Below are 17,231 nucleotides of genomic sequence, written 5' to 3'. Positions count from 1 at the left end.
TTTTACTATTTATGTATCGATCATTACAAAAACAAATAATAAAAAATGGATTTAAAATTAGAAGGAAAAAAAGCTTTCATCAGCGGATCAACTCAAGGAATTGGTTTTGCAATTGCACAACAATTATTAAATGAAAAAGCAGAAGTAATTATCAACGGAAGAGGTGAAGAAAAAACAAATCTCGCAGTCCAAAAATTGAAAACCGAATTTCCAAACTGTAAAGTATCTGGAATTGCAGCAGATTTTAGCAAAAAAGAGGAAATAGACGCGCTACTTGGCCAATTAAATAACATCGATATTCTAATTAATAATGTTGGCCAATTTGATCTAAAAAACTTCGAAGAAATTGAAGATGAAGATTGGTATAAAATATTTGAAATTAATGTGATGAGTTCTGTTCGTCTTTCTAAGAAACTTCTACCACAGATGTTGGAGAAAAAATCAGGAAGAATTATTTTTATAAGCAGTGAATCTGGTGTAAATATTCCCGGAAATATGATTCATTATGGAATGACTAAAGCCGCAATGACTGCTGTGAGTAATGGCTTATCTAAACTAACCATTGGAACAGAGGTAACCGTAAATACCATTCTAGGCGGACCAACTTATTCTGACGGAGTTGCGGCTGTTATAGAACACATAGCATCTCTGCAGAATATCGAAGTGGAACAAATGAAAAATAGCATTGTACAGCAAACCAATCCGCATTCTTTATTGCAGCGTTTTATAAATCCAACTGAAATTGCATCGCTTGCCACTTATCTTGCAAGTCCTCTTTCTTTGGCAACAAATGGAGCTTCTCTAAGAGCAGATGGTGGTGTTTTAAAAACCATTTAATAGAAATTTAAAAAGCCAGAACTTATTGTCTGGCTTTTTAAAACTTTCAAAATCAATTTAAAAGTTATTCTTTTTGATCAACAAAAACATACAGTTTCTGAACTTTACCATTTTCAATAACAAACAAGTCCATACCGCTTACTACAGATGGTTTTGTTTTTGAACCAAACTGCCAATACAAACGAACTATATTATGATTGGTTTCTACAGATTTGGCTGTAAATCTAAAATCAGGATTTTTAGTTTGAAGCTCTACAATAAATTTACTGATATCCTCAATTCCTTCAGCAATAAAATGACGGTCGACCATTTCTACATTAGTCGCATACACTTGATTTAATAAAGCTTTACGTTTCACCTCCACTTTTTCATTCCAGATTTTAAGATGGTTTTCTACTATTGCCGTGTTCTTTTTAGAATCGAAATCATCTGCAGAAACTTTTTTCACTGCTTCATTTTTTGGAGACCATAATATCGTTTTGGGATTCGTTTTTTCATATCCTTTTCCATTAGGATACGAAACCAATTCCATTTTAGATCCCTAAGGTGTTTCAAAATAAACCCAAGTTTCTCCTGCTGTATCACCAGAAGGCATTGTAAAAGGTTCTCCTATTATTTTTACGTCTTTACTTTTTAAATATTGTACAGATGCATTAATATCTTTTACATAAAATGCAATATGAGATGCTCCAATATCATCTGTATTGGGGTGTATTTTGCTTCCTTTATTGTCAGCATACTCAAACACTTCTATACTTGCTCCGTTTCCTGCATTGATCATCTTTATGGTAACGGCTCCAGTATTTGGATTAATGTGATTTAGTTTTTTCCAATCAGCGTCAAGCGGAATTGGCCCTAATTGAGTTACGGGCGTAAAACCCAAAACATCATTAAAAAATGTAACGGCTTTATTAAGATCAGGAACATTGATTCCGACATGATCGATTCCGACGATTCCTGTACTAGTTTGTGCAGCTGTTTTTTCTGAAGCAGAAAAGAGTATTAATAAATTAAGCATTGCTGCTGCTGAAGTTTGGACTTTTTTATTTGATTTTATATGCGTTGTTTTCATGATTATTTTGAATCTAAGTAAATTATTAAAATGTGTTTTTAAAGGGGAAATTAATTGGTATAAGCTACTACCCATTTTGCTTTAATATTGGCGCGGGCTTCTATAAATTCTTTATCGGTTCCTTGGGCAATGGCATCTAGCGGGAAACGAAGCGGTCTCTCCCCTTTTTTCATACTTACCAATTCTAGAATACCATCAGCAATGGTTTGCGGATTCATATCAAACTGAGCCATTTTTCCAAATAATGCTGTGCCTAAGGCGTTGAATTTTTCGGTTGCTGCATCTCCATATTCTTCTATAATTTGTGTTTTATCAGCATGAATACCCGCTTTAGATCCGTTATTCATTTCTGTCGGATAAACTCCAGGCTGAATGCTTACGTTTTCAATTCCGTAATCAGCAAGTTCATCTTGCAATCCTTCTGTAAAACTTTCAACCACCAGTTTTGATGCGATGTACGGAACCATAAATGGAAGTGTGTGTGCGCTTGCTCCAGTTGTAATGTTAATTACGAGTCCGTTTCTTTCTTTTCTCATAGAAGGAAGCACTGCTTGATACATGCGAAGTACGCTGTAAACGTTTACGTCAAACATTTTGCGAACCTGATCGATAGAATATCCTTCAAGCAAACCAAAACCGCTTACCGCCGCGTTATTGATTAAAACATCTATTTTTCCGTATTTAATCAATACTTTTTCGATTGCTTTAGTAACTGATGCATCATCTGTAACATCGATATCTACTACTTCAATGTTTTCGATTGCTTCCAATTCTTTCGCAACAGCGGCATTTTTATCATTGGTATTTCGCATTCCTGCAATTACAGAATGACCTGCGTTTGCTAATGTTACAGCTGTTAATTTTCCAAAGCCTGTACTTGTTCCTGTAATGAAAATTGTTTTTGACATGATTTCTACTATTTAAATGTTTATAATGTTTGTTTCTTTTGAACATTACAAAGTTGCGATGAATGCAAAACCTGCACATTGACTAGAAATAAGTAAAAACTTGATATAGATCAAGAGTTGGAAGAAGGGCATAAAAAAAGGAGCTTTAAAAGCTCCTTGTACATTTATTTCTTTGCGGTTTGTTTTCGAATACGGCTTAACGTTTCTGGTGTCATACCCAAATAGGAAGCAATCATGGTTTGAGGAATTCTCGAAGCAAAACCTGGATACTTGCTTATAAAGTTCAAATACTTTTCTTCGGCCGTTAAAGTAAGTGAAGCCTGAATTCTATTTTGAGCGGCAATAAAACTTCTTTGCAGAATCGCATTTACCATATTATTAAAAGCTGGAATTTCTCTGCACAGCAATTCAAAATTCTCATGCGTAAAAAGAACAAGCTCGGTATCTTCAATAGCATCAATATTAAAACGAGACGGTTGCTGCATCATTAAACTCTCACGATCTCCTGTCCACCAATTTTCGATACTGAAACTATTTACATGCTCACTGCCTTTTTCATCAACGGTATAAGTTCGAACACAGCCTTTTGTAATAAAAGCATCGTATTTCCAGACATCTCCTTCCTGAAGCAGATATTGTCTTTTACGAAGTTTTTTAATTATAGCAAATGATTGTATACGTTCCGATTCTGTGGGAGTCAGTTCAGTTTTTTCTTCTAGATACTTTTGGAATATTTCATACATAGTATGTAAAATTATGCAAAAGCCATTTGAAGAACAAATAACTTAATCCAAAACAAGTTAGATTGATTGGATAATTTGTGTTTGTTTTGAATACAAAAACTTATTTATGTGAAACAAAATTACATATACCCTCCTCCATCTGTTTTACTTAATTTTGAAAAAGTAAAGCTTGAAAAGATGGTAAAAACAGCCAATGCAATAAAAGTATATTGAAATGCTTTTGAAGCGTCTAAATTGAAAATTCCGTCCTGAAATAAAGAAAGCGCAAGACTCGCCACAGAAACTCCAAAACTTACCGAAAGCTGCTGCATAATAACCAACATCGTATTTCCGCCGCTCGCCGTATCTTGATCCAAATCTGAAAGCGTAATCGTATTCATGGCAGACATTTGTATAGAGGTGAAAATTCCGTAGAATATCATCAGTAAAATATAGTATCCAATTGGTGTTTCTTTCGTTACAAATCCGAGAATAATCAAAACAATTCCTAGCAAAATGGTGTTGCTTATCAATACTGTTCTGTAGCCAAAAAACTTTATAATAGATACCATAAAAGGTTTAACCGCAACGTTTGACAAGGCCGAAGGCAACAGCAATAATCCTGATACCGATGCCGAGTAACCAAAACTGGTTTGCAGCATAAGCGGTAAAAGCAATGGCAGTCCGCCAATTCCGAGTCTAGTAATTAAACTTCCCATCAATCCTATTTTTAAGGTTCTAATATTAAGAAGATGCAGATCGATTATGGGTTTTTCCGTTTTTTTATAATGAATGTAATAAAAGAGCGAAAGCAGTCCGAAGAGAATCAATAAACTTAGAATCACAATCATGTGTGGTCGTCCGTTTCCAATAAGTTCTAAAACCAAAGTGATAGAAATTAGTGCCAAACTGAAATAAACCAATCCTCTAAAATCGAATCTTCCTACTGCGTGCTTAAAGTTAGGCATAATGCGATACGCCATCGAAATTCCGATGAGGCCAATGGGAATGTTTATTAGAAAAATCCAATGCCAGCTGAAATTATCTGAGAGAAAACCTCCTAAACTTGGACCCGCAACCATTCCTAACAATCCGAATAAGGTTATAAAGTTCATTGTCTTAAGCAGTTCGTTTTTGGGGTATTGATACAAAATAGCCAATCGGGCAATTGGCACCATCATGGAAGCACCAACCGCTTGTAAAACACGTGCCATGTTAAGCGTATTCAAATCAACTGAAAGAGCGCAAAACAAAGATCCCATGATAAACAGAAACACGGCAATCATAAACATGGTTCTGGTGCCAAACTTATCTGCCAGCCATCCGGAAAGCGGAATAAACATTGCTAATGTGAGTGTGTAGGTTACAATAACCGAATCCATTTCGGTGGCCGAATATCCCATGTTTTTAGCTATTGAAGGCAGCGAAGTATTAAGAATTGTACCATCTAAAGATTGCATAAACATTGCAATTGCCGTTACCCAAGGAAGCAGATATACTGCATTTTGTTCTTTCTTTTCTTCTTTATTATTCAGCATCTTTTAGTTTTAGACAAAAGCTTGATTTGTAAGATTATGTAAATTAATAAAAAAAAGCGCTCCTAAATGTTAAATCTGCTTGTCTAAAATAAAAACCCGTTTGAGAATTCTCAAACGGGTTTTTAAAGTTACTTAACGCTCTTTATAGAAATTACCTAAAATCAGCAATGTTTTTATACTTATAAACAAACTCATTTGCTTGTTTATTTCCTGGCAGATTATACTTTACTACTATCTCATAATTTCCATGTCTCATGAATTGGAAATTACTATTATGAAATCGTTGAGAAAGTGCCATAATACCAGCATCTCCGTTAACGTATGAGTTAACTATTTGGTTGTTTAAATCAGCCCAGTCTTCCTTATAGAAAAATGGCATATTGTAATTAAATGGGAAATTACCTTTTGTATACGACTGATTGATATTGTTTTCTAAACTAACCGTATAATAAGAACTAAGCGGAATTGCTTTGGCTGGAACTACACCCAACTCGTTAGTATCTCTATTGGTAATAGTGAAAGTACCGTTTAAAGGATAATCTTTGTATAAATACGGATAAATATCTACTAGATAATATTGATCATTCAACTTAGATTCTGCCGATATTACGGCTTTATTATCACTATAAGCTACACCCATAAGATCAACTATATCAAAGGCTTCCTGACTCGAAATAGTATTACTCAAATAAATAACATCTGAATCTAAAATTCCGAAGTTATAGTTTTGAGTACTGATCGCATTCATCTTAGACGCAAAAGTTCTGTACTTACTGGTATTGAATGAATAAGTTAGACGTTCGATAGTTCCTTCAGATTTAGACACGGCATCGGCTTGATTTTCTTTTATTTGTATATCGTTGCCTTCATCGCTAATTGTATTTGTTTTTGTATTCGCTGCTGTATTTCTTGTTACATTCTGCTTTAAATTACTAACGATAGAGAAATTATATTTCTTTTCCTGATCGATATTTGGCAAGTTATAATAGACTTCATTTGAAGTAGTATCATAGTTAAACGCAACCGCTTTTGCATTAGGAATTCCGTCTTGCTCTACCTTTATACTGGTTTCCCAATTAGAGTCTTCAAACAAATAATCCTGACCACGCTTCAACTGAATATATCCTTTTGGATACTCTTCTTCAAGGAAATATTTTTGCTCTACAATTGGATAAGAGTATTTAATATTATTAAGCGGAATATGGTTTGGCGCACCTCCTGTTGTAAATATTCTTTCTTCAAATTCTGTGGCCACTTTTCCGTCTACTTTTATAGGTTGGAAAGAACCATTTACCATTTTTTGGAAACTTACCTCAACTTGAACTTTCAATTCTTTATTTGGAGGAAGAATGTCGCTTGAGACAAAATTAACTCTGTCTTTAGTTGTACTCCATTCAAAAACCCCAGGAATTTCTTTTGTTCCATCAAATACTTTGAATTTCTCTAAGATTATTTTGTAGGTCACATCACCCGAATCTTCAGGGATTACAAAAGCTTCATTAACCTTCATTGAAAATGCGGCTTGTGGCACAGCAAAAACATCAATATCTGTCGAACTTTGCTTTGGAGTTACATCGGTTATTAATTTAATTCCTCCCAGTGGCGATGGATTTTCAAATTGGCATTCTTCACCAATTTCAAATTTAAATCTGAATTTTCCTTTTATCAGTCCACCTAAAATATTCATGTTTCCAGCCATATAACCTCTCATCCAAACTGGATTTGGCAGTTTTGCTTGCAATAAAACTGCGGCTCCTCCAGAAATAATTGGAACCTTTAATTTTAAGAAAGATAATTTAACTCTAATTCCAAGTTCTCCTTGCAAGTAAGCATAAGATTGTCCGTTAGCGTACCAACCATTTATACCTACACGACTTCCTGTGTTGGAACATCTTGCTTCCTGATAATCTTTAAGCATAATATCGAATCCCATTCCTGCTTGAAAACGTGCGTAGAAAAGTAAGAAACTTAAATCTCCTGTATCAAAATCTAGACTGGCTCCAAAGGCTATACCTCCTCCATTTGCCAATTCATTTTCGTTACGCATATAATCCAGTTCTTTTAAATCGACACCCAAAATTTGAGCTACTTGTGGAGGTGGCGCTGGACTGCCCGGAAGCACCGTTCCTGCCATAAAATAACTTGTAGTTTTTAAATACATACCAGCAACTCCAATTTTAATTCCGCATCGGTCTTTTGGTGTTCCCATGTACATGTACCAATCTTTTGGATCTTTATGGAAAACTCCCCAAACGGCTCTTCCTCCTTCTCCAATTCCCGAAAGGAAATTTCCTGGTGTATTGATATAGACATCGGTAGTGGCGTGCATCGATTTGTTTTCAAAATCAAATTCGACAGCTGCTGCCATTTTTATCCCTACTGCTGCAGACAAATCTCCAGGAATTGCTTCTTTAGCTTCTGGAATGTATTTGCTGGCAAAAGAACCTTTAAGGTCATTTTCTGTAATTCCTAAAAAGCTTTTCTTAGCGGTAACATTTGAAGCTACTTTACCCATTAAATCGGTAACATTTTTAAGTCCTGGAATTTTAGCCATAACATTGGCTTTACCGAAAATAGCTAATCTGTTTATTCCTCCTTTTGAGTTAAATGCCATTTCAAATCCGGCTTCGCCATCGCAAATGGTTTCTGCTCCTACGTGAAAATAGATTAAAGCCTTAATTCCTAAACTTATTTTCTCGTCTGGCGTATAACTTAGTCCCGAAGGAGAAAATTCGCCAATAGCAATATCTTGATTTCGATGCATTTTGTAATAGGCTCCTCCACCAAAACCTGTAATCATAAAAGGAACACCTGGTGTTGGAGGAAACTTAACCGCTCCATCAAAATACCAATATCTAAAAGTAGTACGTCCGAAAATTGCTTTTGCTTTTACATTAACAACATCCACAACGTCGACTTCAACATCTGCATTAAATCCATCTCCATATACAGGGTCTTTTTCCATTAGAATAAGCCCTCCTTTAATGGTTAATCCGCTGAACTTACAATCTATATGGATAGCCGAAAGATCCAAACCAGCGTATCGGCTTCTTTGCCTATATCCATCATCGTACATCTTACCCTTTATTCCAATTCTTGCGGTTGCTCCTGCTCCAATACTTTCCATTAAATTAATTCCTAAATCAAAATCAATTCGGGAATCATCTCCATTAATGGCTACGTTAATGTTTCCGATAGAAACGGGGAAATTACCAAAACCAACGGTCCCTTTATATCCCATATTTCTAACCGAAATGATAGGCGAAACGGTCTGTAATTGCAGGTTCTCAAACGTAATTCCTTTAAAGTCTACTGTTTTCTTACCTTCTACATCTTTATCGTCTGTTGCTCCTTTATTGGTTCCAAAAGAAACCGAACCGTTTAGATTGGCTTTAGGCAAAAATCGCCCGTTGACTAATTTTAACTCGACAGAACTATTGGGCAGCAATAATGCTTTTGCTTTCCAGATGTCAAAAGCTATGGAATCTTTTGTTATCACAACCAATTGTTGTTCTTCCATAGAAATAAATCCGTTGTATTCTAAACCAGCTCTATTAGTCTGTTTTGGTTTAGCAGAATCGGTTCCTGTTGCGCCAGCCGTTCCTGTATTGGCTGTCGCATTTGCTGCAGGAGCAGCGGCAGTTTCTTTTTTCTCTGGCGCAGCTTTACTAATTGGTAAAAGAATCTGTCCTTTTAAATTTGCTTTTACGAAAGTATTTGCCGCAATAGTCACATCAATATGGTCTAACGAATAAGCCCATGATTTTTCCTGACTGGTTATTCCTCGATCTAAAGGAAAAACATTATCGGCATAGAAAGTTCCCGAAACGCCAAATTTATCTATAATAAGATTTTGTGCGCCTACATGGAGCCTTTCTTTACTTGATGCCGTATCTGTTGTTTGAAATTCCTTGGGCAGACCTACATCAAAAGTCTGAACAAAGACTCCTTTCCACGATTCCTGACTTGGAACCAAAAGTGAGTTTTTTGCATAATACTCTGGAAAAACAACTACAGGATCATTTTTTAAATCACTTAAATCTAATACTGCATTGCTTACCAAAAACTGGAAATTACCATCAAAATCTTTTCCGTTTCGTTTGTCTTTTAATACGAAAGGCTGCAGACTTACATTCAATAAAATATCATTCCAGCTCCCTGCTGTAAAACTAAATTCTCCTCTAACTCTATTGGGTATTGGAACTGTTTTTCCGTTATAATACGTTTTAGGAACTGTAGTTTTTGCTTCATCAACCGTTTTGGTCAACGGATCGATTGGCAGAATTAAATCTCTAGAAAACTCAACAGCACCAGAAATCTTCATTTCTTTAAAACCATCACAATCAATCTTTACATACGTTAGATCGTTTACCTTTCCAGTCGCCATTTCGAAACCTCCATATAAAGAAATCTGCCATTTATCTTCGTTAAACGGAATATCAACATTGCCTAGCAATACCAATTTAGCTTCGCCCATAATACCTCCTTGATGCGATAATTTAACATTATCTGCACCAAAGAAAAGCTGCATGGGCTGTCCGGTTTTTTTATCTTTCTGAGGAATATCAACTCTACAGAAAACTGTCAGCGTTGTATACTCTGGCGTAAAAGTAGCTTTTGTAATTCCGATAGAATATTGAATATTATCTACCGTATTACGAATACCAATAGGCAGTTCTACCAAATCTTGATTTGAGAATTTATCTACCCAACGGTCAGCGGCTTCAATCTTTTGTATCGAACTTGAAGCTACACTTAATTCTTTTGGTGGCTGAATTTCCTGCCCATAAGAAAAAACAACCGAAAGCAAGATAAGCAGTGTTGCAAAATGTATTTTGTAATTTTTTTTCATAAGCAAATCATTCTGTTTTTTTGAAAAATAAAGCATACCGACTTCTTTTATATTTTTACTCTTTCGAACAGCAAAAGAGTTTATTGGACTATTAATTATTCTTTAAAAATTTAAAATCGACTTCTCCATCTTTAACATTTTTAACTGCTAAATCATGATAGAATGGAATTAGTTTGATTTTTATTTCTTCGATTATTGCTGCATCTGTTTTTTTCTCTTTCATCATTTTAAAGAAATCCCCTAGCTCTTCTTTATTAAAAGCTGAAAGGTTTTCATTTTGACGAAGCTGATCTACAGGTGTATTTGAAAGTATTCCAATCTCATTAAGCATCCATCGATGAACTAATAAAGGCTGTAATTTTTTATTTTTTCTGTCTACCAGTTTTAAATATGAATTATAGCTCACTTTATCTGTGACGTCTTTTTCATCTACACCATGCATCTTATGTTTGTTTACTCTTCCTAGAGCCATCACATAATCATTCTCATATCCTTCGTCTTTACGAGCCATTTCTTCTCGTAAACTTTTAACCGTTTCATGAATGTAATTGTCGTATTTATTTAAGATGTCATTATTTAAATCGTATGCTTTTAAATAATTCAACGCTTTTTCTTTGAAGCTATCATCATCTGGCGTCAAAGTAGTAAGCGTCAAGAGATGTTGCAATTCTTCTGAATCTTCTTTTGGCATCGGACGAAGCGCTGACTGCATATCCTGAAGTTGCTGTATAATTTCGTCTCTCGTTCCTTCGTACGTTTTGTCTTTATGATTTATTTTTAGAATAGGATTTAAAACCTCTTCTTTTTCTTTTTTAGACTCTTTCTTGGCAGGAAGCTTAATTTTATCTAATGAACAGGTGTAATTTAAAGTAGCCGTCAAATCATTAAATTTGTCTGTATTCGTGCTACTTCTAAACATTGAAATAACATTTAAACCAAAATTATGCCTTTGATACATTACGTAACTATTGTTGAACTTGATTCCAAATACAGAGCTTGAATTCATATTTCCTTGCGAATTATTATAAAGAAATCCAAGGTTTGTATTTAGCTTGTCTTTGAATAGTTTTTTTGAAGCTCCAACTGAAGCTCCCATAGATGAATTATTGTTTCGGCTCACTTCATTTTTGGTATAATTTAGTGAGCTGTTTAAAGCGACTTTCGTTGCAAGAAAACTAACGGTGTGCGCCAAGTTATAATTTTGAACCGTGCTCGCCTGACCTTTTCTAATCACGCCTCCTTGCTCGTTGGCCTGACCTGCAATACTATAATTAAAGTTTAAGTTTTGATTTCTTTTTTTTCCGAAAGCATAAGACATATTCACATTAGCATTTTGAGACAATTGTCTGTAATCTAAAGTATCTGCCTGCACTACATTTGGATTATTTATAAGTTCAAACTGATCTAATTTTTTATTGGTATAAGTAGAAAAATTAGAATAACTACCCGTAATGTTAATTTGATCTGTAACTCTATAATTCATGTTGATAGATCCTACAACACGTTTTGTATCTTGTTTTTTAATTTTCTCTAAATCGTCTTTTTGAAATCCTAAACTGGTCGAAACTGTTATTTTATCTTGATAAAAAGGTCTCGCAAAACGCAACGCGATGTTTTCTAAATCATTATTAAAATATAATGCCCCAAGGGTATTATAATTAGGATCAATACGCTCGTAAGTTAATCCGACAGTGCTTTTCTGAATATTATAATCGAAATTAACATTGAAAGCGTTCATATAACTCGTACTTTCTTTACCAGAAAATATTTTATCTCGAAAACCTCCGCCCGAAAGACTTTCACTTCTAGTATCATCTGTTAATACAGACAAGGCATACTCGACATTTAAATTTAAATTTTTGACTACCGAAGTGCTAAAAATCAAACTGTTTACAAAGTTTTCTTTTGGCGTAACTCCGTTATCATTTACCATGTTTAATGAATTAGCATCGTCTTTGGCATAAAAGCCAATCCAACCTAACTTATATTGGGCTTTCTCAAAACCTACTTTTGCTCCATAACCAAAACGCTGATAAATCGGAATTCCTCCTGAAGCATTTTCTGCTGAAACGGCTTTAAGGAGCTGTCCTCCCATTAACGACACTTTAAACGGACTGTTTGGCGTCAGTTCTAATCCGACTCCTTTAAATGGATAACCACTTAATGTATAAGGTGAAAATGTCATACTCACATTTCCAATATAAGCCTTTACCCATTTGTATTTGGGCATAATACTTAATCTGTTAAAATCAAATGGAGCAGTATATCCTAAATTATCTCCTTGATTGGTAAAACTATAAAACAACGGAACGCTAAAATTAAAAGCACTAATATTCAAACTCCCTGAAAACAGATAAGTGAAAGGTTCACGTGAATTTTCCATATTTGAATTGTAGTACATCATATTGGCATTAATATTCCCTGTTACCTTAAAATTAGGTTTATAAAAATTCTCCAAATCTACATCCTGCGCATATCCTTTCCCGTAAAAACAACAGGCCAAAACAATACATAACCAAAACAAGATTTTATTATTCTTTATCTTCATTTACCGGTTATTGTTTTTGAACTTTGATGTCGCATAAAATATAAGAACTTGCACCGTTCTTTACCATTTCTTTTATTTTAATGGCACCTTTTCTGCCGTCTTGTGTTTTAAATAAAATAATTCTCGGATAAGCAAATCCAAATTCCTGTGCTCCTCCAGCGCTATAATTTATGTTTAATGCTTTTATAGGCGTGTCATTTACCATATTGTCGAATTGTGCTTCGGTAAAGTTTAAACCACAATTGCACAAGCTTTGAGAATTTACAAAAATGGTGCTTTGTGCATTTTTTAATGCTAAAAACCCATAGTTATTGCCCTGATCTGGAGAGATGAATCTGTTGTAGGTAAAATTGCTGTTTAAACCTTGAAATACAATATCTATCAGGTTGCTATTCTCATCGTTAACTTCGTTTGCCTTGTAAACTTCGCGTGTAACTGTTGAGAACATGGCACCAATATTATTGCCGTTATGTGCTGTGTTAATTCCTAATTTTACATTAGTAAATGTTCGCAGATTTGTATCGGGCAGAACTGTAATAGTCGATTTGAAAATGTGACTTGTTTTATCATTAAAAGCTTCTAAAGTAACTTCATGAGCGCCTGCACTTGTAAAAACAACAGTTGGATTCTCTTCTGTAGAAACAGCTGGATTTCCGCCTTCAAATGTCCATTTGTAATGGGTTGCGCTGACAGATTTGTTTGTAAAATTAATTGTTACAGGAGCTTCGTAATCGTCATCTTCAAACTTTGGCTCATAGGTAAACAAGCTTACCACATACGGAGCAACAGTAATGGTTTTAGTCTGTTTTTCAGATTCAAAACCGTTTGACACCGTCAAAATTATTATGTGCTCTCCAGGAGTTGTAAATACAACATTTGGGGGTGTTTTTCCTGAAAAAGAAGCTGGCGAACCGTCTTGAAATTCCCAATTAAAAGTCAAGCCTTCTCCAATAGTAGCATTCTTTAAGATTACCTCAACAGGAGAATAATTGCTTTTTACAATTTCATGCGTAAACTCAATATTAATTCCTTCTTTTATCACAACAGTTTGAGTAAATTCCCTACTCTCGCCATCTACATTTTTTGCCGTTACTTTGATGGTATAAGTTCCCTGCTTGCTGTATAAAATCTCGCCTGGATTTTTAGAATTTGAAACAGAAGGATTTCCGCCCTCAAATGTCCATTCATATGTATCTGCACCCGTTATTTTATTATCAATTTTAATAATAACGGGTATAGATTCATCCTGATCAACATACGAAGTCGTGAACTCACCTTCTATGACTATAGCAGTTTCCTGATAACAAGAAGTAATAACGAAAAGTAAGAATAAGAGTAATTTTTTTTTCATTCAGTGCATTTTAAAACACTGCAGCTATTAAAAAACTGCAGTGCTTTTTATTCTATATTTTGAATTCTATTGATTAAAAATTACAGATAACGTTTGATAATTTTATCTATAGAAATAGCCCAAACAATATTGTTTTTATAACCAATTGCTTTGATCGCTTGCGTATTTGTGTAATCAAGTGTCCATGTTTTAGCTCCATCTACTGTTTTGTAAATTTTATTTTCTAAAACTGCCCAACCCGTATTAGCATCTTTAAACGCCAATTTTGTGAATTTTTCTCCACTATAAATTTTAGTCCAAGTATCGCCGCCATCTGTAGTTTTGTATATAGTTGAGTTATTAATTAAAAAATAACCATTTGCCTTATCTGCAAAAGATACTTCTCCTGCTAAAGTATTTGGTTCACTTGCAAAATAATGTTCCTTCCACCCCTCAGTTTCATTATTTTTAAATAAAATAAAAGGATAATATATATTTTCCACTTTTTTCATACCAATAGCCCAAATATGATCATTGTCAATTTCATCAGATTTGATTATAGATCCTGAATCGAAACCTTTATCAAGAAAATGAGCATCATAGACTTGTGAAAACTCAACTCCATCAGCTGTACTATAAACATCTCCGTATGAAGTAATTATAGTTCCCTTTTTCATATCATCATCAACATAAACAGAGTAATAAATGTCTTTTGTTGTTGCGCTGATAAAATCCATTTTTGGAGAACCTCCAACAGGTACCTTTTGAATTCCAAATGCTGTATCTGCCCAGCCTTCGTCATTTTTAGTAGCCGAAAAAGCCCCAGAAAAACCAGTTCTTCCCCATTCTACAAAAGTAATACCTCCGTCAATCGTTCTGTAAACTCCACTTGCTCCATAATCAGCCATAGAATAGTACATTATTTTATCGCTGACGACTTGAACACTATAGACCTTATTCTCATTTTTCAGAACATTGTCCATTGTAAACCAATCAGTAGTAGATGATTTAGGCAAAACACCTATATTTCCCTGATAAGCATTCTTAACTTCATTCGTAATAGTTCTATTCTCAATTGTTAAAGACAATTGTGGCACTAGTTTTTCAGTTGACGGCAGTTTGAATACAATCTCAGTAGCTGTTGACGAAACAACTGTTGCAGAAACTCCATCAAAGGCAATTTTAATATCTGTTATCTTATCAGAAAAATTTTCTCCATAGATTGTAATGGTTTCTCCTGCTTCTCCAAAGTTTTTAGAGTATGATGTTACTTTTGCTGCTTTTATTACAACAACTGGCGGTTCAGGAGTTGAAGGACTATCTGAATCTGAGCTACAGCTGCCTAGTACCATAAAAAGTTGCAATACTGCGGCTAATAAGACTGTTTTTTTCATTTTAATTATTTTATGATTTTTTTTTAATTCTATTTAGACTGACTTCCTAAAGCATATCCATTTCCAACCAAAACTCTCACAATATTCATTGCTGTTATATCTTTACTCATTTTGTAACCTGTAGGGTTTCCTCTATTGTCGAAAGTCGCTTTAAACACTTTTCCGTTGAATGTAATGACTTCCTGATTTAATAGTTTTTCATATCCAGAGAACATACCGCCTCTGGCAAACCAAGTTCCTACTAAATTATTATCAAGATCTACTACTTCATATTTTAAATCTCCATTTTGAGACGGTGATGTTATTCTGATAAACCCAATTCTTTTATCGTCTATATCTTTATTTTGTGCCTTAACGCTAAAGATTGTACCATAATCATCAATCGCTAACTGATAGGTGTCTGCAATTTTACCAGCATTATCTATTTCGCCTTGAACGCCCAAACGCTTTGCAGCTATACCTGCCGATGCGCCATTGATAAAACTTTCAATTGCTTCTTTGTTTAAACCTTCTGCTCCTATCATACCTCTGTCCAATAATTCATAGATAATACTTCGATCGTAATTGAAGGCACTAAATTTTCTGCTTTTGTTCTTAAAGTCTAATTCGTTTGATTTCCCTGTCGCTTCATCTTTAATTTCAATCCATGGCAATACCAAAGACTCTTCATTTGGAGCTTTCTTTAGTTCTGCCGTAATTGAGTAACTTTTATCTAAACTAAAAATGGTAAAAAGAGGTTTTTTGCCTTCCACAAAACCTATTGTTTTTTCGTCCAGTTTTATTTCGCCTTTGTCAATTTTTAATTTTTGTGCAAACCCACCAATGCTAATTAGCATTACTATTAGGGTTAAAAGATTTTTTTTCATATGAAAATTTTTATTTTTTGTCTCTTTTTGTTTTTAAAAATATCATCGCTTCTTAACAACAATAATTCTTTATGTTTATGTTTATATTTTTTATTTCTACTCCCTCTCGAAAATATGCAAAGTACTGTTATGGTCTAAAACATATATCTTATCACCTCCATACTTCATACTCCTAATAGCAGGAAATTTATTCTTGGCATCTTCTATTTCTCCACTCCATATAATTTCCTTTTTTGCTCTGTCGAAAACGGCAAAGCGATTATTATCACTGCCCTCATAAGCAAAAATCCTGTCAGCATCATGCCCTCCAATATAATTTAGATTGAGTTTGTGCTTAATAGAAGATTCTTTAAAACTATAACTGTCAAAAAAGTCATTCTTTGAATTTATATCGAAAACGGCATAAAAATGCCTGCTCAAATTAAAAATCAAACCGTCTTTCTCATCTAAAACAGTATCATAACCGAAATAACCCTTAAAATCCTCAAACTCACTTTCGCCTAGTATCATTTTCCCATTCTTGATATAGCGGGATTCCTCTCCTGTTTCTGTATTTAATGCTAATAATGCCCCACTGTTTAATATCATCCAAAGTTCATTTTTATAAACTCCCAAAAATTTAATTACTTCTGCTTGCTTTTCTACTGGCGGTTCATCTATATAATCAGCCTTTTGTTTCCAATTGTATTTGGTAGTTAAATCATATTGCCATAGAATTCTACTATTTACTATTTCATTTAATGAAATTAAATTACTAGCAAGCGAAAAAAAATTATTATTAAAAACAAATGTTTTAGCAAAAGTTCTTTCTGATTCCCATAGTTCAGAATTTTTATTTGTAAAGTCTATTGCTTTAGTTAGTCGCATCGTATAAGTATCATTCCAATACCCTAAAAGAATAATTTTATTAGTTAAAAATTCTCCTTGTTTTTCAATTCTAAATTTCGAATAATCCTCTAAATTGTAAATATAAACCGACTCTCCATCATTGATTTCTACCAACAATCTATTTTCAAATCTTTTAAAATAGTTTATATTACCAGAAACAATTTCTCCTTTATCAATAGTAATTCTATCACTGTAACAAATTATTTCATAATCTATACTAATATCTATTTCGTTTACCTCTCTCAATATTCTTTTTTCAAAATACATATTTTAATA

General features: G+C 34.1%; 12 protein-coding genes. 1 reads left to right on the top strand and 11 read right to left on the bottom strand.

Annotated features, from left to right (window positions below; all coding sequences use genetic code 11):
• Positions 1 to 45 precede the first annotated feature (45 nt).
• Complete coding sequence (locus SOM12_RS00380) at positions 46 to 837, top strand: SDR family NAD(P)-dependent oxidoreductase (protein ID WP_320491992.1); 792 nt, start codon at positions 46 to 48, stop codon at positions 835 to 837.
• A gap of 64 nt (positions 838 to 901) precedes the next feature.
• Here the strand turns inward: SOM12_RS00380 and SOM12_RS00375 are convergent, their stop codons facing one another.
• The 11 genes from SOM12_RS00375 to SOM12_RS00325 all read right to left on the bottom strand — a co-directional run bounded on the left by SOM12_RS00375 (position 902) and on the right by SOM12_RS00325 (position 17,222).
• On the bottom strand, positions 902 to 1,369 hold the full coding sequence (locus SOM12_RS00375; RefSeq protein WP_320491991.1) for a nuclear transport factor 2 family protein: 468 nt from the start codon (positions 1,367 to 1,369) through the stop codon (positions 902 to 904).
• Positions 1,370 to 1,378: 9 nt separating this feature from the next.
• The gene (locus SOM12_RS00370) at positions 1,379 to 1,909 is read right to left on the bottom strand and encodes a VOC family protein (RefSeq protein WP_320491990.1); all 531 of its coding nucleotides are present in this window, start codon (positions 1,907 to 1,909) and stop codon (positions 1,379 to 1,381) included.
• 50 nt (positions 1,910 to 1,959) lie between these two features.
• Positions 1,960 to 2,817, bottom strand: a complete 858-nt coding sequence (locus tag SOM12_RS00365) for an SDR family oxidoreductase (protein WP_320491989.1) — start codon at positions 2,815 to 2,817, stop codon at positions 1,960 to 1,962.
• 164 nt (positions 2,818 to 2,981) lie between these two features.
• Entirely contained in the window at positions 2,982 to 3,560 is a 579-nt protein-coding gene (locus SOM12_RS00360; RefSeq protein ID WP_095931578.1) for a Crp/Fnr family transcriptional regulator, read from the bottom strand.
• Between the two features lie 119 nt (positions 3,561 to 3,679).
• Positions 3,680 to 5,077, bottom strand: a complete 1,398-nt coding sequence (locus tag SOM12_RS00355) for a DHA2 family efflux MFS transporter permease subunit (RefSeq protein WP_320491988.1) — start codon at positions 5,075 to 5,077, stop codon at positions 3,680 to 3,682.
• 151 nt (positions 5,078 to 5,228) lie between these two features.
• The gene (locus tag SOM12_RS00350; protein ID WP_320491987.1) at positions 5,229 to 9,929 is read right to left on the bottom strand and encodes a hypothetical protein; all 4,701 of its coding nucleotides are present in this window, start codon (positions 9,927 to 9,929) and stop codon (positions 5,229 to 5,231) included.
• Between the two features lie 91 nt (positions 9,930 to 10,020).
• Positions 10,021 to 12,477: a hypothetical protein gene (locus tag SOM12_RS00345; RefSeq protein ID WP_320491986.1), complete on the bottom strand. Its 2,457-nt coding sequence runs from the start codon at positions 12,475 to 12,477 to the stop codon at positions 10,021 to 10,023.
• Between the two features lie 7 nt (positions 12,478 to 12,484).
• Entirely contained in the window at positions 12,485 to 13,828 is a 1,344-nt protein-coding gene (locus SOM12_RS00340; RefSeq protein WP_320491985.1) for a PKD domain-containing protein, read from the bottom strand.
• An 80-nt stretch (positions 13,829 to 13,908) separates the two neighbouring features.
• Positions 13,909 to 15,201, bottom strand: coding sequence for an IPT/TIG domain-containing protein (locus SOM12_RS00335; protein WP_320491984.1), 1,293 nt, complete (start codon positions 15,199 to 15,201; stop codon positions 13,909 to 13,911).
• Positions 15,202 to 15,230: 29 nt separating this feature from the next.
• Positions 15,231 to 16,067, bottom strand: a complete 837-nt coding sequence (locus SOM12_RS00330; protein WP_320491983.1) for a hypothetical protein — start codon at positions 16,065 to 16,067, stop codon at positions 15,231 to 15,233.
• A gap of 96 nt (positions 16,068 to 16,163) precedes the next feature.
• Positions 16,164 to 17,222: a hypothetical protein gene (locus tag SOM12_RS00325; protein ID WP_320491982.1), complete on the bottom strand. Its 1,059-nt coding sequence runs from the start codon at positions 17,220 to 17,222 to the stop codon at positions 16,164 to 16,166.
• Between the last annotated feature and the right edge of the window lie 9 nt (positions 17,223 to 17,231).

The sequence above is a fragment of the Flavobacterium sp. CFBP9031 genome, from assembly GCF_034044945.1.
Lineage (GTDB): Bacteria > Bacteroidota > Bacteroidia > Flavobacteriales > Flavobacteriaceae > Flavobacterium.
The sequence above is the reverse complement of the archived record's forward strand: the minus strand, read 5'-3'. Positions and strand labels throughout refer to the sequence as shown.